This is a genomic window from Pantoea sp. C1E2 (assembly GCF_056491465.1).
Window position 1 is genome coordinate 678223 of sequence record NZ_JBSZHT010000004.1, and the last position, 24258, is coordinate 702480.

General features: G+C 54.3%; 20 protein-coding genes. 9 read left to right on the plus strand and 11 right to left on the minus strand.

What is annotated here, in order from left to right:
• Position 1: 1 nt before the first annotated feature.
• From ACXI0A_RS24715 to ACXI0A_RS24730, 4 genes are read right to left on the minus strand one after another with little or no spacing between them, the layout of a single operon-like run.
• A complete protein-coding gene (locus tag ACXI0A_RS24715) occupies positions 2-781 on the minus strand; it encodes an ATP-binding cassette domain-containing protein (RefSeq protein ID WP_476146399.1) in 780 nt (259 codons plus the stop codon).
• On the minus strand, positions 778-2565 hold the full coding sequence (locus ACXI0A_RS24720) for an ABC transporter permease subunit (RefSeq protein WP_476146397.1): 1788 nt from the start codon (positions 2563-2565) through the stop codon (positions 778-780). The genes ACXI0A_RS24715 and ACXI0A_RS24720 overlap by 4 nt, the downstream gene beginning before the upstream one ends.
• Positions 2562-3509, minus strand: coding sequence for an ABC transporter permease subunit (locus ACXI0A_RS24725; protein ID WP_476146395.1), 948 nt, complete (start codon positions 3507-3509; stop codon positions 2562-2564). Before ACXI0A_RS24725 ends, ACXI0A_RS24720 begins: the two co-directional genes overlap by 4 nt.
• Positions 3510-3530: 21 nt before the next feature.
• A complete protein-coding gene (locus tag ACXI0A_RS24730; RefSeq protein WP_476146393.1) occupies positions 3531-5081 on the minus strand; it encodes an ABC transporter substrate-binding protein in 1551 nt (516 codons plus the stop codon).
• A 159-nt stretch (positions 5082-5240) separates the two neighbouring features.
• On the opposite strand from ACXI0A_RS24730, the gene ACXI0A_RS24735 reads away from it, so the two are divergent.
• On the plus strand, positions 5241-5888 hold the full coding sequence (locus ACXI0A_RS24735; RefSeq protein WP_476146391.1) for a DUF1028 domain-containing protein: 648 nt from the start codon (positions 5241-5243) through the stop codon (positions 5886-5888).
• Between the two features lie 12 nt (positions 5889-5900).
• Here ACXI0A_RS24735 and fic read toward each other — a convergent pair whose 3' ends face one another.
• Positions 5901-6977, minus strand: coding sequence for a protein adenylyltransferase Fic (gene fic, locus ACXI0A_RS24740; RefSeq protein WP_476146389.1), 1077 nt, complete (start codon positions 6975-6977; stop codon positions 5901-5903).
• A gap of 412 nt (positions 6978-7389) precedes the next feature.
• Between fic and ACXI0A_RS24745 the strand changes: the two genes are divergently transcribed.
• Both ACXI0A_RS24745 and ACXI0A_RS24750 read left to right on the plus strand, forming a co-directional pair.
• On the plus strand, positions 7390-7611 hold the full coding sequence (locus ACXI0A_RS24745; RefSeq protein ID WP_058960781.1) for a hypothetical protein: 222 nt from the start codon (positions 7390-7392) through the stop codon (positions 7609-7611).
• 95 nt (positions 7612-7706) lie between these two features.
• Complete coding sequence (locus tag ACXI0A_RS24750; RefSeq protein WP_476146387.1) at positions 7707-8156, plus strand: GNAT family N-acetyltransferase; 450 nt, start codon at positions 7707-7709, stop codon at positions 8154-8156.
• Positions 8157-8163: 7 nt separating this feature from the next.
• Here the strand turns inward: ACXI0A_RS24750 and ACXI0A_RS24755 are convergent, their stop codons facing one another.
• Positions 8164-8772, minus strand: a complete 609-nt coding sequence (locus ACXI0A_RS24755) for a TetR family transcriptional regulator (RefSeq protein ID WP_476146386.1) — start codon at positions 8770-8772, stop codon at positions 8164-8166.
• Positions 8773-8962: 190 nt separating this feature from the next.
• Here ACXI0A_RS24755 and ACXI0A_RS24760 point away from each other — a divergent pair, with 190 nt between their 5' ends.
• The gene (locus ACXI0A_RS24760; RefSeq protein WP_476146384.1) at positions 8963-10168 is read left to right on the plus strand and encodes an MFS transporter; all 1206 of its coding nucleotides are present in this window, start codon (positions 8963-8965) and stop codon (positions 10166-10168) included.
• A 93-nt stretch (positions 10169-10261) separates the two neighbouring features.
• Here the strand turns inward: ACXI0A_RS24760 and ACXI0A_RS24765 are convergent, their stop codons facing one another.
• Complete coding sequence (locus ACXI0A_RS24765; protein ID WP_476146383.1) at positions 10262-11185, minus strand: LysR substrate-binding domain-containing protein; 924 nt, start codon at positions 11183-11185, stop codon at positions 10262-10264.
• Positions 11186-11295: 110 nt separating this feature from the next.
• Between ACXI0A_RS24765 and ACXI0A_RS24770 the strand changes: the two genes are divergently transcribed.
• Positions 11296-12435: a M20/M25/M40 family metallo-hydrolase gene (locus tag ACXI0A_RS24770; protein ID WP_476146381.1), complete on the plus strand. Its 1140-nt coding sequence runs from the start codon at positions 11296-11298 to the stop codon at positions 12433-12435.
• The gene (locus ACXI0A_RS24775; RefSeq protein ID WP_224932857.1) at positions 12422-13822 is read left to right on the plus strand and encodes a YfcC family protein; all 1401 of its coding nucleotides are present in this window, start codon (positions 12422-12424) and stop codon (positions 13820-13822) included. The genes ACXI0A_RS24770 and ACXI0A_RS24775 overlap by 14 nt, the downstream gene beginning before the upstream one ends.
• 64 nt (positions 13823-13886) lie before the next feature.
• Here ACXI0A_RS24775 and ACXI0A_RS24780 read toward each other — a convergent pair whose 3' ends face one another.
• Genes ACXI0A_RS24780 through ACXI0A_RS24790 form a run of 3 tightly spaced genes read right to left on the minus strand, consistent with a single transcriptional unit; the run spans position 13887 to position 19297 of the window.
• Positions 13887-15878, minus strand: coding sequence for a hydantoinase B/oxoprolinase family protein (locus ACXI0A_RS24780; protein WP_476146378.1), 1992 nt, complete (start codon positions 15876-15878; stop codon positions 13887-13889).
• Between the two features lie 12 nt (positions 15879-15890).
• Positions 15891-17945: a hydantoinase/oxoprolinase family protein gene (locus ACXI0A_RS24785; RefSeq protein WP_476146376.1), complete on the minus strand. Its 2055-nt coding sequence runs from the start codon at positions 17943-17945 to the stop codon at positions 15891-15893.
• Between the two features lie 8 nt (positions 17946-17953).
• Positions 17954-19297 carry an FAD-dependent oxidoreductase gene (locus ACXI0A_RS24790; protein ID WP_476146374.1) on the minus strand — a complete coding sequence of 448 codons (1344 nt, stop codon included), beginning with the start codon at positions 19295-19297 and terminating at the stop codon, positions 17954-17956.
• 248 nt (positions 19298-19545) lie between these two features.
• Between ACXI0A_RS24790 and ACXI0A_RS24795 the strand changes: the two genes are divergently transcribed.
• The 3 genes from ACXI0A_RS24795 (at position 19546) to proX (ending at position 23381) form a co-directional block, all read left to right on the plus strand.
• Complete coding sequence (locus ACXI0A_RS24795) at positions 19546-20295, plus strand: IclR family transcriptional regulator (RefSeq protein ID WP_224932861.1); 750 nt, start codon at positions 19546-19548, stop codon at positions 20293-20295.
• Positions 20296-20620: 325 nt separating this feature from the next.
• Positions 20621-21931: an MFS transporter gene (locus ACXI0A_RS24800; protein WP_479485309.1), complete on the plus strand. Its 1311-nt coding sequence runs from the start codon at positions 20621-20623 to the stop codon at positions 21929-21931.
• A gap of 454 nt (positions 21932-22385) precedes the next feature.
• On the plus strand, positions 22386-23381 hold the full coding sequence (proX, locus tag ACXI0A_RS24805) for a glycine betaine/L-proline ABC transporter substrate-binding protein ProX (protein WP_476146372.1): 996 nt from the start codon (positions 22386-22388) through the stop codon (positions 23379-23381).
• 67 nt (positions 23382-23448) lie between these two features.
• Here proX and ACXI0A_RS24810 read toward each other — a convergent pair whose 3' ends face one another.
• Positions 23449-24219: a UTRA domain-containing protein gene (locus tag ACXI0A_RS24810; protein ID WP_476146371.1), complete on the minus strand. Its 771-nt coding sequence runs from the start codon at positions 24217-24219 to the stop codon at positions 23449-23451.
• Positions 24220-24258 lie beyond the last annotated feature (39 nt).

Genomic DNA, 24258 nt, shown 5'->3' on the forward strand with positions numbered 1-24258 from the left:
CTTAAAGGCGCGGCGCACTGGCCAACAGACTCTTCGTGTAGTCATGAACGGGAGCACGAAATAGAACATCACTCGCCGCGCATTCTACCAAATCTCCGCGATACATGACGGCCACTCTATCGGCGATGGCTTCCACCACTGCCAGATCATGACTGATGAATAAATAGGAGAGGGCAAACTGCTGCTTGAGCTGTTGCAACAGCAATAGCACCTGTGCCTGTACGGACACATCTAACGCACTGACGGGCTCATCCAATACCAGAATTTGTGCTTCTGCAGCCAGTGCTCGCGCGATAGCCAGCCGTTGTGCCTGGCCCCCGGAAAACTCATGTGGATAACCGTGTAGTGCATCGGCCGGCATATTTACTGCTTCAAGCAGCTCAAGCTTGCGACGTTGTCTGTCCACCGCTGCGTAACCGCATAGGTGTTTTAACGGCGCATCAAGCATCTCAGCAATGGTATGGCGAGGGTTTAAAGATGCCTGAGGATCCTGAAATACATATTGGATCAAACGACCGGACGCTTTGCGACGGCTCCCTTGAGGTTGCGGTTCCCCCATGACTTTAATGACGCCAGAAGTCGGCGCCTCAAGTCCTGCCAGCATGCGCGCCAGCGTACTCTTCCCCGAGCCGCTTTCTCCCACCACCGCTAATGTTTCACCCCTGGCAAGCTGCAACGAGAGGCTTTTGACCGCGTGAACCTGATGCTGCGCTTTAGCAAAAAGACTGCCGCGACGATGATAAATTTTGCTCAGATTTTCTGCTTCAAGCACCGTATTCATGAGGCCTCCCGGGTTGATGAATAGAGCTGCGCAACCTGCTTAAGAAACGCACGTCCCTGTCCCAGTTTTGGCACGCTGGCGATCAACCGACGCGTATAGTCATGTTGCGGATGGCTTAAAACTTGTTGCGTAATGCCGGTTTCGACTATTTCACCGCGCCGCATGACCGCCACCCGGTCGCAGATTTGCGCAATCACGCCAAAGTCGTGGGTGATAAACAGCAGAGTCAAACCGCGTTCGCGCCTTAACTGCTGCAGCAACGCAAGAATATGTGCCTGCACTGTGACATCGAGCGCGGTGGTTGGCTCATCAGCGATGATGATGTCGGGATCATTAGCCAAAGCCATGGCAATGCCCACGCGCTGGCGTTGTCCGCCGGACAGCTGGTGTGGATAGCTGGAAAAGCGTTGTTCGACATCAGGAATACCCACGCTCGCCAGCAGGGACAGCGCTTTGTCGTGAGCCTGACGATTCGACATAGGTTGATGCGCCAACACCGCTTCGACCACCTGTTTACCAATGCTCATTTGCGGATGCAGCGTAGTAAGCGGATCCTGGAAGATATAGGCGACGCGGGCTCCGCGTCGTTGCTGCATCTGCGTTGACGTCAGTGACAGCAATTCTTCTTCTGCCAGATAAATTGCGCCACGGCTAATCACACCCGGTGGTGATGCGACCAGCCCCATGATCGACAAGGCCGTGACACTCTTGCCTGAACCACTTTCTCCGATTAATCCCAGGCATTCTCCAGGAGATAACGCGAAACTCACTCCTTTCACTGCTGGGTGTTTACCTGAACGGGTAAGAAAATCCACCTGTAAGTCGACGACCTCAAGCAGGGCATCTGGAGCCTGCACCGCGGCGGGTACAGCAGAACGCTGTACATCGGTGGTGGCACTGGCGCGAAGTTGAAGGCCGGATTTCATGCGGGGATCGAGCATGTCGCGAATACCGTCGCCCAGCAGATTAAAACTCATCACCAGCAGGAAAATCATCACGCCCGGCACCAGTGAAACGTGTGGTGCGCTGAACATCTGCGCGCGTCCCTGGCCTAGCATCGAACCCAAATCGGCGGCAGGGGGTTGTGCGCCGAGTCCAAGGAATGACAACCCGGCGGTTTCAAGAATCATCCAGCCTACGGTGGTCGACATGGTGACCACGATAACGGGCAATACGTTGGGCAGGACTTCTGTGAAAACAATATTGAGATGGCTTTTACCTGCCAGGCGTGCCGCGTGGATAAAATCACGCTGGCGCAGGCCAACGGTTAAGCCACGAATATTACGCGCAAAGAACGGAATATTGACGATGGCAATAGCGTACAGCGCATTAATCAAACTCGGCCCCAACACGGCAACAATCACCAGCGCCAGCAGGATATAAGGGAAGGCCATCAGCATATCGATAAGGCGCATCAGCAGACTATCGGTGCGACCGCCTGCATAGCCGGCCACCAACCCGATTATCGTGCCGAAGACCGCAGCCATCAGGGTCGCGCTTACGCCGACAATCAAGGAGACGCGTGTCCCCCATAGTAGACGTGACAGCAGGTCACGACCTAAAGGATCGGTGCCCAACAGATGTCCCGGCGAGAAAGGAGGCAACAGGCGATGCAGTAAATCGGTGGCATCCGGGTCCGCCAGAGGCAACAGTGGTGCGGCGAGGACCAATAACAGAATCAGCAGCAATACCCCAAGCCCAATGGCGGCCAGTCGGTTGGCTAGCAAAAGCCGCCACAGCGAAGGACGCTGGCGAGTCGGTGTGGAAACGGTTATCTGGCTCATGATGCTAACCTCGGATCAAGCAGCGACTGCAGGATATCGGCGCACAGGTTGATCAATACGTAAGCCGCGGCTGCCACTAATACGCCACCCTGCACCAGCAGCAGGTCACGCGTAGCAACTGCTTTAACTAACATCGCGCCCAAGCCGGGCCACTGGAAAACGGTCTCAATATACACCGCGCCACCGAGCACGAATCCGGCCTGAATACCGATGACGGGAATAACCGCAACTAACGCGGACCGAAAAGCGTGATGCCAGATGACTTTGCGCTCCGATAGGCCTTTGGCTCGCGCGGTGCGAATATAATCCTGGCGCAGTACTTCCAGCATTGCGGTGCGCGTAAGGCGGGCGATTACACCGGTTGCGACCAGCGCCAGTGTCACAGCGGGCATAACCAGATGATGCAGCAGGTCGGTTAGGCCACCGCCTCCCCAAATAGCAACCATACCGGAGGCGGGGAACCACTGAAGTTGCACGGCAAACAGCATGATCATCAGCAACCCAATCCAGAATGAGGGCATGGAGATGCCCAGCAGCACCAGCAGTGTGATGGTTTTGTCTGCCCAGCCAAACTGACGCACGGCGGAAATCACGCCCGCCAGTAATCCAAGAACGCTGCTGATTAACAGGGCACTCCCACCCAAAATGAGCGTGGCACCGAAACGATCCATCACCTCATCAATCACCGGACGGTTCAGTACATATGAGCGGCCAAAATCACCGTGCAGCATATTTCCGACCCAGATCAGGTATTGCTGATACAGCGGTTTATCCAGCCCCAACTCCTGATTAATCCGCGCCACGTTTTCCGGCGTGGCCCATGCGCCCAGCAGCGCCTGTGCAGGATTACCGGGTATCATCGCCATAATCAAAAACACAATGAGTGACAGGCCAATCAGCACCGGAATCACCGATAACAGCCTTTTTAGCAGGTAAAGCCCCATATTTGGGCTCCTCATCAGCAGTTAGTGTTTCGTTACCCGGTTGAGTAACAGATTGAAGTTGGGTTGCAGCGTGAAGTGATCGATGCGCGTTGAGGTCACGGCGTTTTGCTTCCAGTTGGCGACGAAAATCCACGGGGCATCCTGATGCACGATTTGCTGTACCTGCCGATAAAGTGTGGCGCGTGACGCGTTATCGGTGGTCAGGCGTGCCTGTTGCAGCAAACGGTCCACTTCAGGATTGTGGTAATAACCGGAGTTAAAGCCGCCCTGATCGGGTAGGGCATCACTGCGCAAAGTGAGGAACGGCAGCGTGTCGGGATCATTGGTCATCCAGGCCATTTCCGCCATCTGTACCTGAGGGGTTAACCCCGCGTTCACTTTTGCCAGATAGGTATTCCACTCATAGGTTTCAATTTTGACCTGTAAACCCACGGTTTTGAGATCGGCCTGAATAGCAACGGCCATCGGCAGCGGATCCAACATGCCGGAACCGCCTTCAGTGACATAAAACGTCAGCGTGGCCCCTTCGGCGCCGGCCTCTTTCAGCAGCTGACGCGCCTTCTGCGGATCATAAGGATAGGGCTTTACGTCGTTGTTATAGGCCCAGCTAAAGGCTGAAGGAATAGGGCCAGTTGCGACATCGGCCGAACCCTGCAGAATATTGTCCACTAACGAGGGTTTGTTGATGGCGTAGTTGACAGCCTGGCGGACGCGCACATCATTGAACGGCGCGCTGCGAGTGTTAAGCATCACGTACCAGACGTGTGGACCGGTGGTCTGATAAAGGCGAAACCGATTGGGTTTTTCTGCAAAAAGTTTGACGGTATCCGGCGGTACTTCCGGCATGGCATCTATTCCGCCGGAAAGCATCTCCGCAACCCGCGTGTTGTTATCCGTAATCGGCCGGAACACCACGTTTTGTATTGCGGGTTTACCGTCCCAATAATCACTGTTGGCGGTGACCACCACGCGTTGGTTTGCTTGCCATTCACCAAAGCGGAAAGCGCCCGTTCCCACCGGATGGCGACCAAAATCTTTGCCATACTTCGCGACTGCGGTGGGGGATACGATCAAGCCGGTTGGCGTAGCGAGGTTGGACAGCAGCGGTGCAAACGGCTCTTTGAGATGAAACACCACGGTATGTTCATCAACGACTTCGATCGATTTTATCGAGGAAAAAAAGAAGGAAAGCGGGAAAGGGCCAGTATTGTGAGCGGGATGTTTATTGTCCAGCATGCGCTCAAAAGTATACTTCACCGCTGCTGCATTAAATGGCGTGCCATCCTGAAATGTCACTCCCTGACGTAAGTCAAACCGATAAGTCAGCCCATCCGCGCTGATTGTCCAATGCGTGGCGAGTGCGGGTTCGATATCCAATGAGTCGGCCCCGTTACGCACCAGACCATCGTAAATGTTCACCAGAATACGGGCATCATTAGCGGCAGTCGCCACCTGCGGGTCAAGTGATTGCGGTTCGGCGACCTGGCCCATTAGCAGAGCATCGGAAGGTGTTGCGGCCAGAGCGGGTGATTGGCCAATGATGCTTAACGCCAGGCAGAAGGGAAGAGCCATTCTGTTGAACGTTTTCCAAATATGCCTCTTGAACATAGCGTCCCCATTCATCTCTGGTGATAATTTCAACGTTGCCTTTATTTAATTTATGCGCATAAATAGAAATCAGTCCAATTATTTATCCCTACAAATTTCTTATGGCTGTGAGATGGCGGTGATATGACCTTTTCAATTGTGGCGCGAGATCCCCTGACGGGGGCACTCGGCGTGGCAACCGCCACGGCCGGCCCTTCCGTTGGTGCGCTGGTGGTACACGGAGATGCAGGTGTGGGCGCAATAGCCACGCAGGCGATGACAAACCCGCTGCTTGGCCTACATGGTTTAACCTTGCTGCGTAAGGGGCTGACGGCCCATCAAACCTTGGCGAAGTTGCTTGAACAGGACATTGAATGTGAGCGACGGCAAGTGATGATCATCGATCGTCGGGGAGACGTTGCGCATTGGAGCGGTACATTTTGTGGTGAGTTTGAAGGTGTTGTTCAGCAGGGAGAGTGCGTGGTGGGCGGGAATTTGCTGGCTAACACACAGACGCTCAACGCCATGCTGGTCGGTTTTCATCAGCCAGAAACAAGGTTTGAGATGCGACTGCTGGCGGCACTGAAACAGGGTGCAACTGCAGGTGGGGATCGCCGTGGAATGAAGTCTGCGGCACTGAAAATCTGGCACGATCGCGAATATGCTTCAGTAGACGCCCGCGTCGATTGGTCCGACACCCCGCTGACAGCGCTTGAGGAGATATTGCTGCATCAGCAGGCTGCCAGTTATGCCGATTTCTTTGCCAGGATCCCAAAAGGAGAATGTCCTTAATCCACCGGCAATTTAGTGGTTAAGTTCCTGCAACAGGCGTGTATTCATGTACAGCTTCTCGCGCCCGTAGCTTTTCTCTTCCAACACGCCAATTTCCACAAGCTGTTTCAAATAAGCGGATGCCGTTTGACGTTTAGCGATACCACTTTCAACCAGATTTTCGATACGGCAGTAAGGTTGTGCAAACAGCACTTGCATCAACTCATGGGAGTAGATTTTTGGCAGTTTTTCTCGTACGTACGCCGACACTTCGGTGATTAATGCACGCACAATGGCAATTTTTTGCGTCGTCCAAATGGCGGTATTTCGCACGGCTTCCAGCATAAATAGAATCCAGGCTTCCCATTTACCCTGCTCGGTAACGTCACGCAGCAGCGTGTAGTAGTCGTCTCGGTTTTCCAAAATGAACCTTGAGAGAGTCAGAATGGGCAGCGAAAGCAGATCGGTTTGAATCAAATACAGAATATTGAGGATTCGCCCAGTGCGACCGTTACCGTCAGGGAAGGGGTGAATACACTCGAACTGATAATGCGAAATCGCCATTTTTACCAGTGGATCGATATCATCATCGGCATGAATGAAGCGTTCCCAGTTTGCCATCAAATCACGAATAGCGGTTTCACCCACAGGTGGTGTGTACACCACGTTGTTGTGTTGGTCACGCAACACCGTACCCGGAGCTTTGCGAATATCACTTTGCACGGCGCGCAGCTTGGTGCAGAGCGCTATCGCTGTATTGGTGCACAGCGGGTAAGCATCGAGATGGGTAAAGCCTTCGAACAGGGCCGTGCGGTAGCGCAACGCCTCTTTTGTGGAGGGATCGGCTTTTTCATCATGATCCGCATACTGGAAAAGCTGGTCGCTGGTGGTCACGATGTTTTCAATGCGCGATGAATCCTTCGCTTCTAACATGGGTAAGATGTTAATTAGCAACCCTTGATCGGGAATCAGCTCCCCGGCGGTTTTCAACTCCGCCACCGCAGCCCGAGCGGTGATACAAGCCTTTAACACCTTGCGAGTTTCAATGATCTCGAGGTCAGGCGGCAGCAAGGGCAATGCGTTATAAGGGACTTCAGGATTCCAGACCATATGTTTAAAAAATCCAGTTTTATCGACATATGGCCATAATATGTCGATGCCATAAACATGTCACGGCCATATGTTTAAAAAAATCGATTTTATCGACATATCGTCAAAACGTGTCGATGGCGTAAACATGTCGAAATCCAGAGCTGCGTTAAAAAATAATCTCTGCCCAGACGGGCTTCGGAAGTGTTCGCCAGGCGGTAGTAACATCGCGAGATAAAGTTAGACCACTTTATTACGATGTGCCCTGTGTGGTTTATGAATGGGCGAATGAAGAAAACCAAACGCAGACCCCAATCAACAACCATTCATAAACGGCCTTCAATCTTTCCTGCGCCGCAGCGAATAGTGCACGAATTCAGACTTATTTATCGGTAACGTACTCAGCCTCATCCCTTTTCGGAACCACAGTTGTATGAAAAATCTGTCAAAGCTGGTTATCACATTAGGCCTGTTTTTAGCCGTCAGCGCTCAGGCTGAAGCACAAGGATGCCTGAAAGGCGCGATGATCGGTGCCGCTGCAGGGCATGTTGCGCACCATGCTGTGATGGGTGCGGTAGGAGGCTGTGTTGTGGGCCATCATATGGCGAGTAAAAAGCAAAAAGAAGCTGAAGCCAAACAGCAGCAACAAAAGTAATTGGTAGACATGCGCTTCCGGTTTAACGTGTTGACTGCAGGTTTAACCGGAGGCGATGAGTGTCATCGCCGCGCATCAGGAATTTACCGCCCATCATGATCACCATCGAGTCCGCCGATCCCTTTGCTCCCGATTCTCAACGTCTGATTGAACAGCTCTCTTCAGAGTTGGCTGCAATTACCGGGAACAACGGCAAAAGTCACTTTAGTGCTGAAGCCATTGATGCAAAGCGATCCAACTGGGTGTTGGCAAAAGATCAGCAGGGGAGAGCGGTAGGATGTGCTTCACTGCGGCCGCTGGCGGATGACATCGCTGAATTGAAACGCATGTATTCGGACCGCAGCGTATCCGGAGTGGGTGCGGCGCTGTTGGAACATTTGCAGCGGTGGGCGGTGAGTGTAGGCTACGAAGAAATTAACCTTTCAACGCGGGCCATCAACAGTCGCGCCGTGGATTTTTATCTCAAACACGGCTTTAAGAAGATTGAAAACTACGGCCCTTATGTTGGTCGAACTGAATCCGTTTGTTTAAGCAAAACACTCTGATCTGACGTTATTTATTCGCATCCCACATCCACATCATCTGCGAAATTGCCCTGTTAAGTTCCTCAATGCTGGCGCCGTCGCGCGCCTGAATCGATAAACCAAACATGAAAGTGCTAAAGGATGCTGCCAGCGCGCGGACATTAACATCCTGTCTCAGTTCGCCCGCGGCAACAGCGCGCTCGATCGAGGCGGTGATTCCGGCTCGGGTACGATCGCGTGAACGTGTCAGCGGTTCGGTCACGGCGGCATGTTCGACGGAGGTGGCGCTCATGGCACCGAGGCCGACCATACATCCGGTTGGATGGCCTGGCTCGCACTGCATCTGCGCAGAGCGACGCAATGAGGTTTCCACGGCTTCGCGTCCCGTCAGGCTGGTATCCCACAAGCATTCCGTCACCTGACCGAAAGATGAAAGATAGCGCTGCACACATTCACGGAACAACGCCTCTTTCGAACCGAACGCGGCGTAAAAGCTGGGTGCGGAGATGCCGTTATTGATGCTGCCCTTGAGCTGATTGAGTGAGGTCGATTCATAACCCTGCTGCCAAAACAGATACATCGCCTGTTCGATCGCCTGGTCTCGATCAAATGTCCTCGGGCGTCCCATCGTCGCCATCGCTTCCTCCTGTTTAACGCGTGCAGTGGATTACTATACTAAACGATACATATCTCGTTGACAAAGTGAACCTGCCTGCTTAGTGTATCGATCGTTACATTAATCGGGATTGCCCTCTTTTGCTTCCAGGAGGCAAGACTTTACGCCCAGATACATACCAATCGATACATAAATGATTTCAGAAGGAAATATGGAAAAAGAACTCGCACTCAACGGGCAAAATACTGCGACAGAACGCCTGCCGATATCGGCTCTACTGGCACTGGCGATGACGGGCTTTATTTGCATTATTACCGAAACCTTGCCCGCCGGGCTCTTGCCGCAAATGGCAGCGGGTCTGAATATCTCCAACGCGCTGGCAGGGCAGACGGTCACGGCTTATGCGCTGGGCTCGCTGATCGCCGCGATTCCGTTGACCATCGCGACACAGGGCTGGCGGCGCAGAAACGTGCTGCTGCTGGCTATCGTCGGGTTCCTGATTTTCAACTCCATCACTGCGCTATCCGCAAATTACTGGCTCACGTTAACGGCACGCTTTTTTGCCGGCGTGGCGGCGGGATTGTCATGGAGTTTGCTGGCGGGCTATGCACGCAGGATGGTGGCGGTTCACCAGCAGGGCAAAGCGATGGCCATCGCCATGGTGGGCACGCCAATTGCCTTGTCATTAGGCGTGCCGCTCGGCACCTGGCTGGGTGGCATAATCGGCTGGCGCAGCGCCTTTGCGATTATCTCTGCCTTAACCCTTGTACTGGTGGTGTGGGTGCTGGCCAAAGTGCCTGATTATCCGGGACAATCGCGCCATGAACGCATGCCGCTATTAAAGGTGCTCACCACACCAGGCGTGAGAGCGGTGCTCAGTGTGGTGATTGCCTGGATGCTGGCTCACAACATTCTCTATACCTATATCGCCCCGTTTCTGCAGTTGGCAGGCCTGGGTTCACAAGTGGATATCGTGCTGCTGGTGTTCGGACTTGCGGCGCTGCTGGCGATTGCAGTGACTGGACGGCTGGTCGATCACCATTTACGCCGCAGCGTGTTGGTGAGCCTGGCGGTATTTGCTCTGGTATCACTCGCGTTTATGGGCTTCTCGCACATTCCGGCGATGATGTATCTCGGCGTAGCGGTATGGGGACTAACGTTCGGTGGGGCGGCAACCTTGTTGCAAACGGCACTGGCGGATACCGCCGGAGAGGGTGCTGATATCGCGCTTTCCATGAACGTGGTGGCGTGGAATGGCGCGATTGCTGCGGGCGGCATAACTGGCGGTATTCTGTTGAATCACTGGGGCGCGCAGTCGTTTCCTCCGGTGCTGATCGCACTCTTGATCGTCGCATTTGTTATCGCATGGCGAGCAAGTGAACACGGATTTAGAGCAGGTGCTCGCACGGGTCATTAATCGATCGCCCAACATCCGGCTCGCCTCTTCGTGCGTTGGCTACGTTATTCGTCGCCAACGCAACCTGGAGCGGCGTTTCACATGTTAAATCTCTCATAATGCTTCATGTGAACTCCCCTCAAAAAACTGACACAACATCTGCCACAGATGCTGTGCTGCAGGGGTGAAGCGGTGATCGGCGCTGCGTAACAGATGACATTGGCTTTCGCGTGCGATGCGATGGTTGATCGGCACCGCCACCAGTTGGCGAGAGTGTAATGCGTCCTCCACCACCTTGGTGGTCATAAAGGCAATCCCCATGCCCGCCTGGCTCAGCGCAATCGCACTGGTGAACAGGTTACAGCTGTAAGCCGGGCTAAACACCAATCCTTCCTGTGTGAACATGGCATTCATGTAACTCTGAATCCCAAAGTTTTTGTCCATCCCGATCAGCGGATAGTGGACGATATCGCTGACATCGACCTGGTCATACAAAGCAATGGGATGTTCAGGGCGCACAATGGCGCAGATAGGGCCGCGCATATAACTATGGCATCGAAGACCCGGCGGGCCGACCGGTCCAAAACCGACGGCCATATCCACTTCACCTTTGGCAATCAGGCTAACTGTTGTTTGCATGTCACCAGACAGAATGTCGATGAAGACTTCAGGATAGGTTTGTGAAAAAGGCTGAAACACATACCTGACCACCTCATCGACCATACCTTGCCCAACGCGGATGGTGATGGAACCGCCGCGCTTATGGCGCAGGTCTTTTAGCCGTCGTTCTAAATGACTTCTGCGCTGATGCGTCTGCGCGTAGTCCTCAGCCAGCAACTTGCCCGCTTCGGTCAGTACCACATTGCGGCCGCGGCGTTCTAACAGCGGCAGCTGCATTTCACGCGCCAGTTGCGAGAGTTGACGGCTGATAGCTGCCGGATCCACATCCAGCGCTTCCGCCGCACGGCGAATGCCGCCGTGAATACCCACTTCATATAAGTATCTTATGGATTTGTCGGGATAAAGCAGCATAGCCATAGGTTTTAGTTATCTGTTGATCTCAGGTCAACAATAATAGCGTTTTATACCCATTTTTTAAGCCCTATTTTATCCTCATACTCGGGATTCACTTGGTGAGGACAGATTTAATGAAAAATATAATAAGTTATTTGCAACAGCATTCAGGCGAAATTCTCTCGGATATCAAAACCCTGGTGGCAGCCGAATCGCCGTCAATGAACAAAGCGGCGGTGGATCGCTGTGGTGACGTGCTGCGTGCACTGTTTGCTGAGCGTCTGGGTATTGATGCGGAAATCGATGTGCAGGAACACTACGGCAATCATCTCAAGTTCACGCTGGGTTCAGGCAGTGATCAAACCGTGGTGCTGGGCCATTTCGATACCGTCTGGGATGAAGGCGAATTGCCGATGCGCGAGGAGGACGGCAAGTTCTACGGCCCCGGCATTCTGGATATGAAAGCGGGTCTGGTGCAGTCGATCTGGGCAGCACGCGCATTAAAAGAACACGACTTGCTGGCAGGGAAACGTATCGTCTTCCTGTGTGGCAGTGACGAAGAAGTCGGCAGCCCAAGCTCCAGCGACTGGTTGTCTCAACATGCGCTGGGATCATCGCAAGTGCTGGTGGTGGAACCCGCCGTAGCCGGAACCGGTGCGCTGAAGGTTGCGCGCAAGGGCACGGGCCAATATCAGATCGCGATCACCGGTCAGGCTGCACATGCCGGTAATAATCCGGAAGAGGGGATCAGCGCAGTGCAGGAGATGGCGCATCAGGTGCTGTTCCTGCATGGATTGAATGCACCGGATCGCGGCACCACCGTCAACGTCGGGATCGCGCAAGGCGGTAATCGCATCAATGTGGTCGCGGATAAGGCCGTACTGGGCATCGATACACGCGTCACCAGCGAAGAAGAAGCGCAGCGCATTCACGATGAGATTACCCAGATTCAACCTCACTTACCGGGCATTAAGCTGGAGATTAGCGGCGCACAATCACGGCCACCGATGCGCCAGAGCGCCAAGTCGCTGGTGATCATGCAGCGTGCGCAAGCTGTGGCACAACAAATTGGCTTCAGCGTTGAAGGGCAATCGGTTGGCGGCGGCAGCGACGGCAATTTCACCGCGGCGTTGGGCATTCCAACCCTGGATGGTCTGGGCGCAACCGGCGCAGGCATTCATGCGCGCCATGAGCACATCATCATTGCCGATATTGCCTCACGCACCGCGCTGGTGGCGGGTCTGATGCTGGGGGACGCCCATGTCCCAGGTTAATGTTGATAAAAACGCGGCGATGCAACCTGCGCCGGCCAAAAGCGAACAAAGTCCTTATCTGCTGCTGTTTATCATTCTGGTGCTGGCAGCCGTAGCCACCTGGATCATCCCGGCGGGCAAGTTTGATCATGAAACCCGCAATGGCGTGACCTTTGCCATCAAAGGCAGTCTGCATGAAGTGGCGCGCACGGGTGTTTATCCCGGGGAGATTTTTATGGCCATCGTGCAGGGCGTGATCAAAGCGGCACCGATCATTTTCCTGATTCTGTTTACCGGCGGATTGCTGGCGGTGATTGAAGCCACAGGCGCGATTGCCACTGCGCTGAATTCACTGTCACGCAGTACCAAAATCAGCGATACCCGTTTGATCCTGATCTTTGCAGTGATCTTTGCCATCCTCGGTAGTACCGGCGTGGTGCAAAACTCGGTGGTCGCCTTTGTGCCGATTGGTCTGCTGGTCGCGCGTTCGTTAGGTTTACCACCGGTTATCGGTATGGCGCTGATCTATCTGACCTGCGCAGCAGGATTTAACGTGGCGTTCCTCGGCCCGGCCACCACCGGTCTGACACAGCATCTGGCGCAGTTGCCGCTGTTCTCGGGCATGCTACTGCGCGGCATTACCAATCTGCTGTTTGTGTTAACGGTGGCGATTTACCTGATTATTACCGTGAAGCGCATGCGCAAAAATGGTCAGGTGCGCGTGGACACTGCGGTGGAAACCGCAGCCCCGATGGAGATTACTGGCCGTCACAAACTGATCCTGCTGACCTGCGCGGTGACGCTGATTCTGTTTATGGTCGGCACCGTGCAGCTGCATTGGGCCACCAATGAGATGTCGGCGATGTTTATCATCCTGTCGATTATGGTCGGTTTGATTGGTCGCCTGTCCGGTTCTGCTATTGCTAACACCTTCCTGTCCGGCTGTTCTCAGCTGGTCAAAGGCGGGTTTATTGTCGGGATGGCAGGTGCGATTTCAGTGGTGCTGCAGCAGGGCAATATCCTCGATCCTATCGTTGGCTTCCTGTCGGATCTGCTGGCGCCGGTGCCGCCTGCGATTGCTGCCGTGGGCATGTTTGTCAGTGCCGCGCTGATGCACTTCGGCATTTCGTCCGGTTCGGGTGAGTCTGCGCTGCTGATTCCAATCTTCTCGCCGCTGGGTGACAATCTGGGTCTGACGCGTCAGGTCACGGTGCAAACGGTGTTGTTGGGCGAGGGGATTGTTAACTCCATCAGCCCGACATCGGGCGTGCTGATGGCCGCGCTGGCCACCGCCAATATTTCGTTCGGCAAATGGCTTAAATTCGTGGCACCGGTGGTCGCCATCTGGTTTGCGATTTGCGTGGTCACGTTGCTGATTGGTGTGGCGATAAACTGGGGTCCGTTCTAACCCCAATAAACGAAAAGGGATGCTGCGTTAGCATCCCTTTTTTTATGGGCGATTCAGCTGAGAATCAAGCCTGCAGAAACTCCCGATATTCCTCACTGAAAGCGTCAAACAGTTGATAAATCAACTCACCGCCGGGAGCCGTTTCTCCTTGTGCTTCAGCGGCGGCGAGCGCGTCGAACAGACGATGTTTAATGTGGAAACGCCATATCACCGGCACGCAAGATAAGATATCGGTCAACGCCAGATAGCGTTCCGGTGTCCAGCTCCTCTCAAAACGAGTGCGCCACGGACCAAAATCAAAATGGGTAATTGGCGCGGCGACGGCTGCCAGTTCATCGCGTTTAGACTGCGTGGCTTCTACGTCCAACTCACCATAGCGGACCACCACACCGTAATCCTGCTCGGCACGTGCTGAAGAAACGTAGCCGCTTTTGACGTCTGACAGCACCAACTGGGGATCGCGATCCAGTGGCGAACCATAACCTCCGCCACCGGCTCCGGTTAATCGAATCACATCCCCCGCCTGGCAACGGATCACGTCGCTATTGCCGAGCATTTCCGGCGCAGCGCTGTCTGGGTTTTTCACGAAAATCGCATTGCTGCCCGCCTTCCCACCAAGCACGCCCCAGGAGGCGAAGTGGGTGCGATCGCGGTTGCGCGCCGTGACGGTGGTATCCGGCGCAAACACCTGAAATTCCATCATCAACCCGGACCCGCCGCGATATTCGCCCGCGCCGCCGGAATCAGGCACCAGGCAGTAACGCGTGATGCGAATAGGCACTTCCGCTTCATTAATCTCCACCGGCGTATTACGCAGAAACGCCACGTTAGCGCCCGATCCTTCTTCTCCGTCACCGAACGGCATGCCGCCCGCGCCGCCGCCCACCGGACCAATGGACGCTATTACTGGTCGGCCCGAGGTGTTGGTGGTTTTGACGTTTAATATTGCTAAGCCACAGGCCGCACAGGCGGGCAGACGATCGGGTATCGCCTGCGAAAACGCGCCAAAGGTCAGTACATGAGTCAACTTACAGGTCAGACTGCGCATGCCCACGGCGGCCGGGTAAACGGCATTCATCACGCTGCCTTCAGGCAGAACACATTCGACCACGCGATCTAATCCTGCATTGAGCAAGATGTCGGGATTGAGGGTGTAAAGCACATAGTGATAGCCCACCAGCGCCAGCGCGTGACGCGTCATGCCGCCGGTCGGCATATTCAATGACGAAAGTAGTTGCGGATCGCTGCCGGTGTAATCGAGGATGGCACGGCCGCCATTGATTTTCAGCGTCATCGCTACGCGCATCGGTTTGCCGTTCACGCTGTCTTCATCGGCGTATTCGGCGAAGAAATACTCGCCATCCGGCACGCCCTCCAGAATGCGTTCCGCCTGCTGCGCTGCATAATCGAGTAGCGCCACCATGCCCTGCTGAAAATCCTCCACGCCAAAATGCGCGATGATTTCCAGCACGCGCTTTTCGCCATTGGCCAGCATCGCCAGTTGCGCATGCAGATCGCCAATGTTCTGTTCCGGCGCGCGCACGTTGGTCTTTATCAGCGTGAGCAGCGCCTCATCCAACACACCTTCGCGGACGATTTTGGTGGGCGGGATGCGGATGCCTTCCTGATGGATTTCGGTCAGGGTGCGTGAGAGCGAGGCGGGTACCGCCCCTCCCACATCGGTGTTATGAATATGACCGCCAACAAAACACACCAGCTTGCCTTGCCAGAACACCGGTTTCCACATCACCATATCCGGGCTGTGTGTGGCAACGTTGCCGCTATACGCATCGTTGGTCATCGCCACATCACCGGGACGATAATCCTCAATCATGCCGAGAACTGGACCGTAATCGAGACCGATATACCAAGTGGCCCCCAAGGTTTTGGGTGAGGCAAACGCCAGCCCTTCGGGCGTGAGCAGGGCACAGGAGAAGTCTTCCGTCTCTTTTACAAAGGTCGAGTGCGCGGTACGCACCAGGGTGTGGGCCATGCTCTCTGCCGCCGCCACACAGTAATTGGCCAGAATCTGCAGACCTGAAGTATCAAACGCCATATCAAGACTCCTTTATTTAGCCGAGTGGGTGAGGTCAGTGAGGATCAGGTTGCCGAGCGCATCAACCCGGGCGTGGAAATCGGGTAATACAGCCACCGTGGTGTCGGACTGGGTAATCACCGCCGGGCCGCTGAACTGCTGCCCGCCCGCTAACTGTTCACGTTGATAGAGCGGCACGGTGAGATAACGGCCCGACATCCAAACATCAATGTGCTCAGCGGGGATGGGGGCGGCGTCAGAGTGCGGCAAAGGTTCAAGTTGCGGCTTCGGCGTAGGCATGCTGACCACCAGACGCAGTGATACCACCTGAATCTGCGCATCGCGATCGCTGTAGGCATATAAATGGTGGTGTTGCGCATGGAAGGCTTCACACAGTGATGAGAGGTTGCCGTTGGCTAAATCATCCCGCTGCAATGGCGTGGCGATCTCAAACGACTGCCCCTTGTATCGCATCTCCGCCGAGAGACTCAACTCGCCGTGGCGGGTATCACTCACTTCGTGGCTCAACCACTCACGCGCTTGCTGTTCGAGCTGCTGATATTCCGCTTCCAGTCGTGGCAGGCTCTCTGCAGTTAAATCACCGTAGATGATGCGAACAAAATCGTTCTTCACATCGGCCACTAAACCGCCTAACGCACTCAATACGCCGGGGGTCAGCGGCACCAGCACTTCCCGCATGTGCATGGCGCGCGCCAGATAGCAGGCCATCATCGGACCGGCACCGCCAAAAGGCATCAGGGAAAAGGCGCGCGGGTCGATGCCGAAACGAGAAACCAGTCGACTGATCCCCGCGTACATGCCGGATACCGAAACGTTGATGATCGATTCAGCCGTTGCTTCAACCGATTGACCCAGCCGATCGGCTAGCGAACCTATCGCCGCTTTGGCTGCGGCGACATCAACATTCACGGCGTTGTAGCCCAGCTTTGCCTGGCCCAGAATGCCCAGTGACACGAAAGCATCGGTGATGGTGGGTTGCATTCCACCGCGTCCGTAACATACCGGACCGGGCGTCGAGCCTGCGCTTTCTGGCCCGACTTTCAGCACGCCAAACTCATCGACACGCGCTACGGATCCGCCGCCATCGCCAATCGATGTGACGGACACGGACGGAATATGAATCTGGTAGTCACCGATGTATTCGCCAGTGTCATATTGCGCTTCTCCGTTGACGATCAATGCCACATCGGCGGTGGTGCCGCCGATATCCAGGCTCATCACGTTCTCACGTCCGCACTGACGCGCCACCCAGGCTGCGCCCATCACGCCCGATGCGGTTCCCGATAGGATCATCTGCACGCACTCAGCTTTACCGCGCTCTGCGCTCATCACGCCGCCATTGGATTTGGTCACTTTCAGCTCGGCAGTGACGCCCGCTTGAGTCAGCGCCTGTTGCAAAGCACCGAGATAATGCGAGACGCGTGGCTGAACATAGGCGCCAATCACCGCGGTTTGCGTACGTTCAAATTCGCGGATGGTCGGCCAGACATCACTGGAGCAGCAGACAAAAAAGCCCGGTATCGCCGCTTCAATCAGCTGCTGCACCTGCTTTTCATGCGCGGGATTACGATAGGCATGCAGCAGCGCAATCACCACCCCTTCGCAACCTGCATCGCGCAGGCCTGCAACGGCGGCCAGCACATTCTGTGTTTCAATCGGCGCGAGTGCTTTGCCGGTGGCATCCAGTCGACCGTCAATGCCAAACACATTTTCGCGTGCTATCAGTGGCTCGGGCCTCAGCGAGTGCAGGCTGTACATATCCGGCGTTTTAAGCCTGCCGAGTGCCAGCACATCCTCGAAATAGCGATTGGTGATCAGCCCCAGCTTAGCCCCTTTTTTCTGTACCACGGCATTCACGCCCACGGTGGTGCCGTGAGTGAAATAGTGGATATCGGCGGGATCAATACCGTAGCGCTTCTCCAGTTCCTGAATGCCTTGCAGCACTTCCTGGCCCGGATCATCGGGACGAGAAAACACTTTCAAGCTGTGCAACGTGCCAGATGCTTCATTGAAAACGGCGAAGTCAGTGAACGAGCCGCCAATATCAACACCAATGCGTAATCCCATACTTCCCCCTAATTGCTTTGCGGATGAGCGGATTTATCCAGGCGGTCGCGCACTTGGTAGTAGCTGCCAAGCAGCGGCATAAACCAGGTGTTGCCGGTGTAGAGCAGGTGGCCAGGCAGCGGAGACACCCCGTAAGGACTTGTACTGAGCGGTGTGTTTTCAAGCAGGTGACGAGCTAACCGATGGCCGAGCCAACTCATCATGGTGACACCGCTGCCGTTGCAGCCCACGGCATAAAAACAGCCTTGCGGCGTCTGGCCGATATGTGGCAGATAATCGAGCGTGACGGCGACTTTCCCTCCCCAGCTGTGGCTGATTTTGATGTCGCGTAACTGGGGGAAACGTTGCGTCAGATGCTCATGCAGCACGCGCGCAGATTGCTGACGGTCAAGAGCATAAAAGCGCGCGCGGCCCCCAAACAGCAGGCGGGTGCCATCCGGCGAATAACGGAAATAGTGCGTGACGCGTTGGGTTTCAGCGATGCCACGTTGGTGAGGGATCAGTGTGCGTCGCAGTTCAGCGGAAAGCGGTTCGGTGGCAATCTGATGACTGGTAACCGGCACCACGCGCGCACGTAAATGCGCCATTTCGGGACCGGTATAGCCATTGGTGGCGATGATCACCTGACGGGCCTTAATGCTGCCACGCAGCGAATCGATCCGATAATGCGCCGCCTTTTTCTCAATGCGGATCACTGCGGAATGACTGCAAACTACCACGCCAGCATTGCGCACAGCATCCAGCAAACCTGCGTAATAGAGCGCTGGATTAAGCAGACCCGCGCGCTCAATTAGCACGCCGCCATGATAAGCCGGGCTATCCAGTTCGCCGCGCAGTTCATCGCGCGTCAGCATGCGTGCCTGCACCTGGCTCACGCTGTTGAGCAGCGGCAAACGCTTTTTCCAGCTCTCCAGATGCTGGGGGATCCAGGCGGCAGCGAGGCGACCAGTTTGTCGATAATCGCAGGCGATGTGGTGCTGGGCGATCGGGGTTTCCAGATAGCGATAACCGTCAGACGCCTCCAGCAGCAGGTCGCGTTTTAACTGCTCATCGCCCTGTCGCAGACCCTTTTTCGCCGACATGGTCTTGCCCACGTTGATACCGCCGGTGACCTGACCGCCACTCAACGTGCTGGCACCACTGCCCGGTAAGCCCGCTTCCAGAATCACCACCTGTTTGCCGTTTTGCGCCAGCGTTAATGCACAACACAGACCGGCATAGCCCGCGCCAACGATCACGTATTCCGCTTCGGGTGGAACATCACTGGGCGATGCATCCTGGGGTTGCCACTGCTCCCACCAATAGGGTGATGCTTTAAAATCCTCGGTAAATATCGACTGATGACCTGCCATCACTCCGCCTCGCTCAAACCCATACGTAGTATTCAGTGGCTGAAACTTTAGCCGTTCCACAATAAGGAATGCCATTCCATAAAAATAACCTGGCATGATTTTATCTGCCCTGCAAGAACAAAAATTAAGCATTCGGATGAAATTGTGATCGGCTCACGGGCAAAACGCCGAGCGGGAGATGGCAGGCTGTGCCATATTACGGCACAGCAAGTTGAGACAATGAAGTCAGAAAGTAGGGAGGTTGGAGTATGCAGAGCCTGATTAAAAGCCTGAAGGTGCTGGAGATGGTGGCCGAGAAACAGCCGATCAGCGTGGGCGAGTTGGCTAAGATGATGTCGATGCCGAAAACCACCGTGCAGCGTATTCTCTGGACCTTTCATGAGGCGGGCTGGTTGCGATTGATTGAAGGCGATATGCCGCGCTGGACCGTCAGTCCGCGCGTACTCAGCGTGCGGCCGATCGAGTTAGCCGGTGGCGGGTTGGCTGCTGCCATTCAGGATCCCATGGCGGATTTACGCAACATCACGCAGGAAACGGTGTATGTGTCGGTGTATGACGGCAATGGCGCGGTGGTGGTGATCGACAGGCTGGAAAGTCCGCATCCGGTTCGCGCGGTCAGCCCGATTGGGGATATCGCCCCGATTCACTCCACGGCAAACGGCATGGCAATTTTGGCGTTTTTACCGGAAGCCCAGATTGAAAATATCCTCACCGGAGAACTGAGCGCGTTTAATCCCGCCACCATCACCGATGCCGATAAACTTCGCGCGGAACTGGAGCAGGTACGTGAGCGCGGATACTCGATTAACCGCGGCTACTATCGCTCCGGTATATTTGCCATTGGTGCTCCGATTTTTGATGCGGCCCACCAGCCGGTGGCCAGTATCTGCATCTCCATGCCGGACTCTCGCTACCACGAAGAGAACATCGCCGAGTGGGGCGCGCTAACGGTAAAAGCCGCTCAGGCGGTGGGCTTCCAGAGAAATGCCAGAGGCTGAAGGCATGATACAAAGGCAACGCTGCGGCGTTGCTGATAACCATTAACCTATTGTTATAAATAAAAACTTACATTTCCATTCCCCCTTTAAATCTATGTTCAACGTCCAGTGTGACCCATAGCGAAATCCTCTCACCCACATATTGACGGTCAATTTTCACTCAGCTAACGTAATTAACGGAATGCCATGCCGTAATGTGGAATGATTGAAATCATTCTGACTCACGTTCAACTGACCGTGCTGTTATGCGGTGAAGATGGGGTTAACCATGTCAACTTCTGCCACGCTTCCTCAGGTGACGCCCGAAATGTAGCGCAAGACGCTGATCGGTGCTGTTGCCGGCAATCTGGTCGAGTTTCTCGACTTTGCCCTCTACGGCCTGTTGGCCAGTGTGATTTCACGGATATTTTTCCCGCAGGATGCGCCTTTAACGGCACTGCTCTCGGTGTTATTGCTCTACGCATCAAGTTTTTTGGTACGTCCGATTGGCGGGATCGTGCTGGGATTGGCGGGTGATCGTTGGGGCAGGCGTTCGGTACTGATGATTACTATCACTGGAATGAGTGTGGTCACAGGTTTGACTGCACTGCTTCCCACTTATGCGCAGGCAGGCACCACCGCTACCGTACTGCTGGTCATTTGTCGACTGATTCAGGGCTTTTTTGCTGGCGGTGAATACGCGACAGCCACGGATTACATCGTCGAGAACAGCAACCAAAAACGCCGCGCCTTTCGCGCTTCATTCTCTCCTATTGGTGCCTATATCGGCACGGTGATCGCTATTGGTCTTTACACCTTGTTGTCTTCGTTGATCACTGCGGCACAAATGGAAGAGTGGGGCTGGCGCGTACTGTTTGCCATTGGCTTTCCGCTGGGGCTCGTCGGGTTGCTGATTCGCCGTAAACTTGATGAGAGTCCGGAATTTCTCGCGGTTGAACGGGCACGTATCGAGCAGCGTTTAAACCCTCCAACGGTGACAAAAGTTATCCGCTCGCAGTGGAAAAACATCCTGGTGTTTATGTCGATACTGATGAGCCATACGCTGCCTAATTATTTAATTCTGGGCTTCTTCGCCACTTACCTGACCACGTTTGTCGGATTAGCCAAAACCGATGCGGCAATGGCGGTATTAGTTTCCCAGTTTGTACTGATTTTCAGCACGCTGCTACACGGCTATCTCAGTGATGTGGTGGGCAGAAAACGCTGGCTGCTGCTGGGCTGTGTGCTGGTGATCCCTGCGATGTTCTTTGCTTTCACTTATGCTGAGCATGGCACGTTAGGCAGTGCAATTATTGCAGCCGTGGTGCCGGTGTTGGTCTTCCCGATGGTCACCAGCGGGATGACCATTAGCCTCGTCGATATGTTCCCGGCCGAGATGCGCGCTTCGGCGGGTGCGATGGCTTATAACACCGGCACCGCGTTGTTTGGTGGCACTGCGCCGCTGATTGGCGCGGCATTGATTGGCTGGTCTGGCAGTGCGTTTACGCTGGTGTATTACGTTGCCGCCGTGGCCATCGTCTCCTTTATTTCAATTGCGCTGTTTTTCCGCTACCCGCAACGCACCGCGACTCAAGCTAATCAGCTTGAGAGCGCAGCGCCACTGGGCGATCTGATATCCGAGCGCGCGCGGCGATGAGCCGAATACATCACTGAAACGTTATCATCGGTAACCGTCAGGCAGAGGTTACCGATATCCATCTCTGCGCGTTCAAGTGACAATATTTTGTTTAAACTGAGCGCATCAGCAAGTCTATATTTGACAGGTGTTTCCTCCTGCTGATGACCAATAAATTATTAACGGTTGCAGCTCGAAAATAATGTGTTATGGTAACTGCACTTGTAATTTACCGGAGTGAATGTCGCGGGCTGAATATCAGGAAGAACAGCCTGTCACCAGATATCATAATGATGAATTCTGATTTGTCTTATTTCACCACCTATAACACCCGCCTTCGTTACGCACGTCACTATTTGCATCAGTAAGCGTTAATTCAAGCTTCACATCATTGATCGCCACATTTCATCTCTCTTCATTGCAGAGAGATATTCTTATGCCATTCGCTGGCAGCTAAAATAATAAGGTTTTGAATATGACCAGGAAAAATGTACTCGCTATTTCCCTCACTGCGTTAATCAGTTCTCCCGCTGCGTTTGCTGCCGATCTACCGGGCAAAGGCGTGACTGTTTCGCCGGTGCAAAGCACCCTGCCGGAGGAGTCGTTTCAAACAGAATTGATTAACAGAGCGCTGGAAAAACTCGGTTATGAAGTCAAACCCACGGAAGAAGTGGATTACAATGTGGCTTACACCGCGATTGCTGCGGGTGATGCCACCTACATGGCGGTCAACTGGGAACCGCTGCAAAATGATATGTATAACGCAGCGGGGGGCGACGGCAAATTCTACCGTAAGGGCACCTACATCAGTGGTGCTGCTCAGGGTTATCTGATTGATAAAAAAACCGCCGATAAATATCACATCACCGATATTTCTCAGCTGAAAGATCCCAAGCTGGCAAAGCTGTTCGATGCCAATAATGATGGTAAAGCCGATCTCGCTGGATGTAATCCGGGTTGGGTGTGTGGACAGGTGATTAATGCGCAAATCAGCGCGTACGGATTGAGTAATACCGTACAGCAGAATCAGGGGAATTATTCTGCCATTATTGCTGATACGTTGACACGCTATAAAGCAGGGAAGCCCGTGCTCTATTTCACCTGGACGCCTTACTGGGTCAGTGATGAATTAAAACCGGGCAGGGATGTTGTATGGCTGACTGTGCCATTCTCGGCGACACCAGGCTCGCAGAAAAATGAAGATACCGCGCTACCGAATGGCAAGAACTACGGTTTCAAAGCGAATAACGAACATGTGGTGGCGAATAAGGCGTGGGCAGAGAAGAATCCTGCTGCCGCTAAGCTGTTCTCCATCGTTAAATTGCCGCTGAACGATGTCAATGCGCAGAATCAGCGAATGCATGCGGGCGAGTCTTCAAGCGAAGACATTCAACGCCACGTGGATGGCTGGATTCATGCCCATCAGGCCACCTTTGATGGCTGGGTGAAAGAGGCGGCAGCAGCGAAATAGCCTCGACAGATTTATCGACGGTCTGATCCGGTTTACGCCCTGTGGTATCGCAGGGCGTGAAACTGTCTCATCGCACCTCATTCACATACATGAAGTGCTCAGTGCTAAAACGATGGTGCGCCAGGATGACCGGTATTGCACTCTGATCAAAAGACACTTCATCAATCACCATTACTGCTTGCGGCAGTTTCAGCTCCAGCAACGTCGCATCTTCTTCATTCGCCAGCTGAGCAGTGATCTGCTCTCGCACCGCAGCCACGCGGACATCGTATTGTTCAAATAGGAAGCGATACAGCAACGATGGCAAACGTTCCGCAGAAGGAAAATCAGGCAGGCGCGCAGCAGGCAAGGTCAGGGTTTCATGCATGGCCGCAATGCCTTTCACCCGACGTGAACGCTTCAGGCGTATCACGTCATCACCTAAGGCAATTTGCAGTTTTTCTGCTTCCGACTCGTCGGCTTTACCCAACTGATAATCCAGCAGTGTTGTTTCCGAATGAAGCAGGCCACCGCTCTTATCGTGCAAGCGAAAATACTGAAAAAAGTGACTCAGGTTATGCAGCGGTGCCCAACCGGTCACCACCGTGCCGGTCTTGCGACGGCGCATCAACATCCCTTCGGTGGTTAACGCCGCCAACGCTTTACGTATCGTTCCCACCGAGACGCCAAACTTCGCCGCCAGGCTGTTTTCACTCGGCAAAATTGTGCCTGCTGGCAGCTCACCTTGCAGGATCGACTCGCTGATATGGCGTTTCACCACTTCATACAAAGGCGCGCCTTCCCCCTCGCTTAAACGAGAGAATTGGGGAGTGTCGTCTGCGTCATAGTTTTTTTGCATGTTTCTGATTTCCGATTGACCTGCATCCTTGAATTGCAT

Excerpts from the sequence above, each read along its gene's own strand:
- ACXI0A_RS24715 (WP_476146399.1), bottom strand. The coding sequence starts at position 781 with ATGAATACGGTGCTTGAAGCAGAAAATCTGAGCAAAATTTATCATCGT.
- ACXI0A_RS24720 (WP_476146397.1), bottom strand. The coding sequence starts at position 2,565 with ATGAGCCAGATAACCGTTTCCACACCGACTCGCCAGCGTCCTTCGCTG.
- ACXI0A_RS24725 (WP_476146395.1), bottom strand. The coding sequence starts at position 3,509 with ATGGGGCTTTACCTGCTAAAAAGGCTGTTATCGGTGATTCCGGTGCTG.
- ACXI0A_RS24730 (WP_476146393.1), bottom strand. The coding sequence starts at position 5,081 with ATGGCTCTTCCCTTCTGCCTGGCGTTAAGCATCATTGGCCAATCACCC.
- ACXI0A_RS24735 (WP_476146391.1), top strand. The coding sequence starts at position 5,241 with ATGACCTTTTCAATTGTGGCGCGAGATCCCCTGACGGGGGCACTCGGC.
- fic (WP_476146389.1), bottom strand. The coding sequence starts at position 6,977 with ATGGTCTGGAATCCTGAAGTCCCTTATAACGCATTGCCCTTGCTGCCG.
- ACXI0A_RS24745 (WP_058960781.1), top strand. The coding sequence starts at position 7,390 with ATGAAAAATCTGTCAAAGCTGGTTATCACATTAGGCCTGTTTTTAGCC.
- ACXI0A_RS24750 (WP_476146387.1), top strand. The coding sequence starts at position 7,707 with ATGATCACCATCGAGTCCGCCGATCCCTTTGCTCCCGATTCTCAACGT.
- ACXI0A_RS24755 (WP_476146386.1), bottom strand. The coding sequence starts at position 8,772 with ATGGCGACGATGGGACGCCCGAGGACATTTGATCGAGACCAGGCGATC.
- ACXI0A_RS24760 (WP_476146384.1), top strand. The coding sequence starts at position 8,963 with ATGGAAAAAGAACTCGCACTCAACGGGCAAAATACTGCGACAGAACGC.
- ACXI0A_RS24765 (WP_476146383.1), bottom strand. The coding sequence starts at position 11,185 with ATGGCTATGCTGCTTTATCCCGACAAATCCATAAGATACTTATATGAA.
- ACXI0A_RS24770 (WP_476146381.1), top strand. The coding sequence starts at position 11,296 with ATGAAAAATATAATAAGTTATTTGCAACAGCATTCAGGCGAAATTCTC.
- ACXI0A_RS24775 (WP_224932857.1), top strand. The coding sequence starts at position 12,422 with ATGTCCCAGGTTAATGTTGATAAAAACGCGGCGATGCAACCTGCGCCG.
- ACXI0A_RS24780 (WP_476146378.1), bottom strand. The coding sequence starts at position 15,878 with ATGGCGTTTGATACTTCAGGTCTGCAGATTCTGGCCAATTACTGTGTG.
- ACXI0A_RS24785 (WP_476146376.1), bottom strand. The coding sequence starts at position 17,945 with ATGGGATTACGCATTGGTGTTGATATTGGCGGCTCGTTCACTGACTTC.
- ACXI0A_RS24790 (WP_476146374.1), bottom strand. The coding sequence starts at position 19,297 with ATGGCAGGTCATCAGTCGATATTTACCGAGGATTTTAAAGCATCACCC.
- ACXI0A_RS24795 (WP_224932861.1), top strand. The coding sequence starts at position 19,546 with ATGCAGAGCCTGATTAAAAGCCTGAAGGTGCTGGAGATGGTGGCCGAG.
- proX (WP_476146372.1), top strand. The coding sequence starts at position 22,386 with ATGACCAGGAAAAATGTACTCGCTATTTCCCTCACTGCGTTAATCAGT.
- ACXI0A_RS24810 (WP_476146371.1), bottom strand. The coding sequence starts at position 24,219 with ATGCAAAAAAACTATGACGCAGACGACACTCCCCAATTCTCTCGTTTA.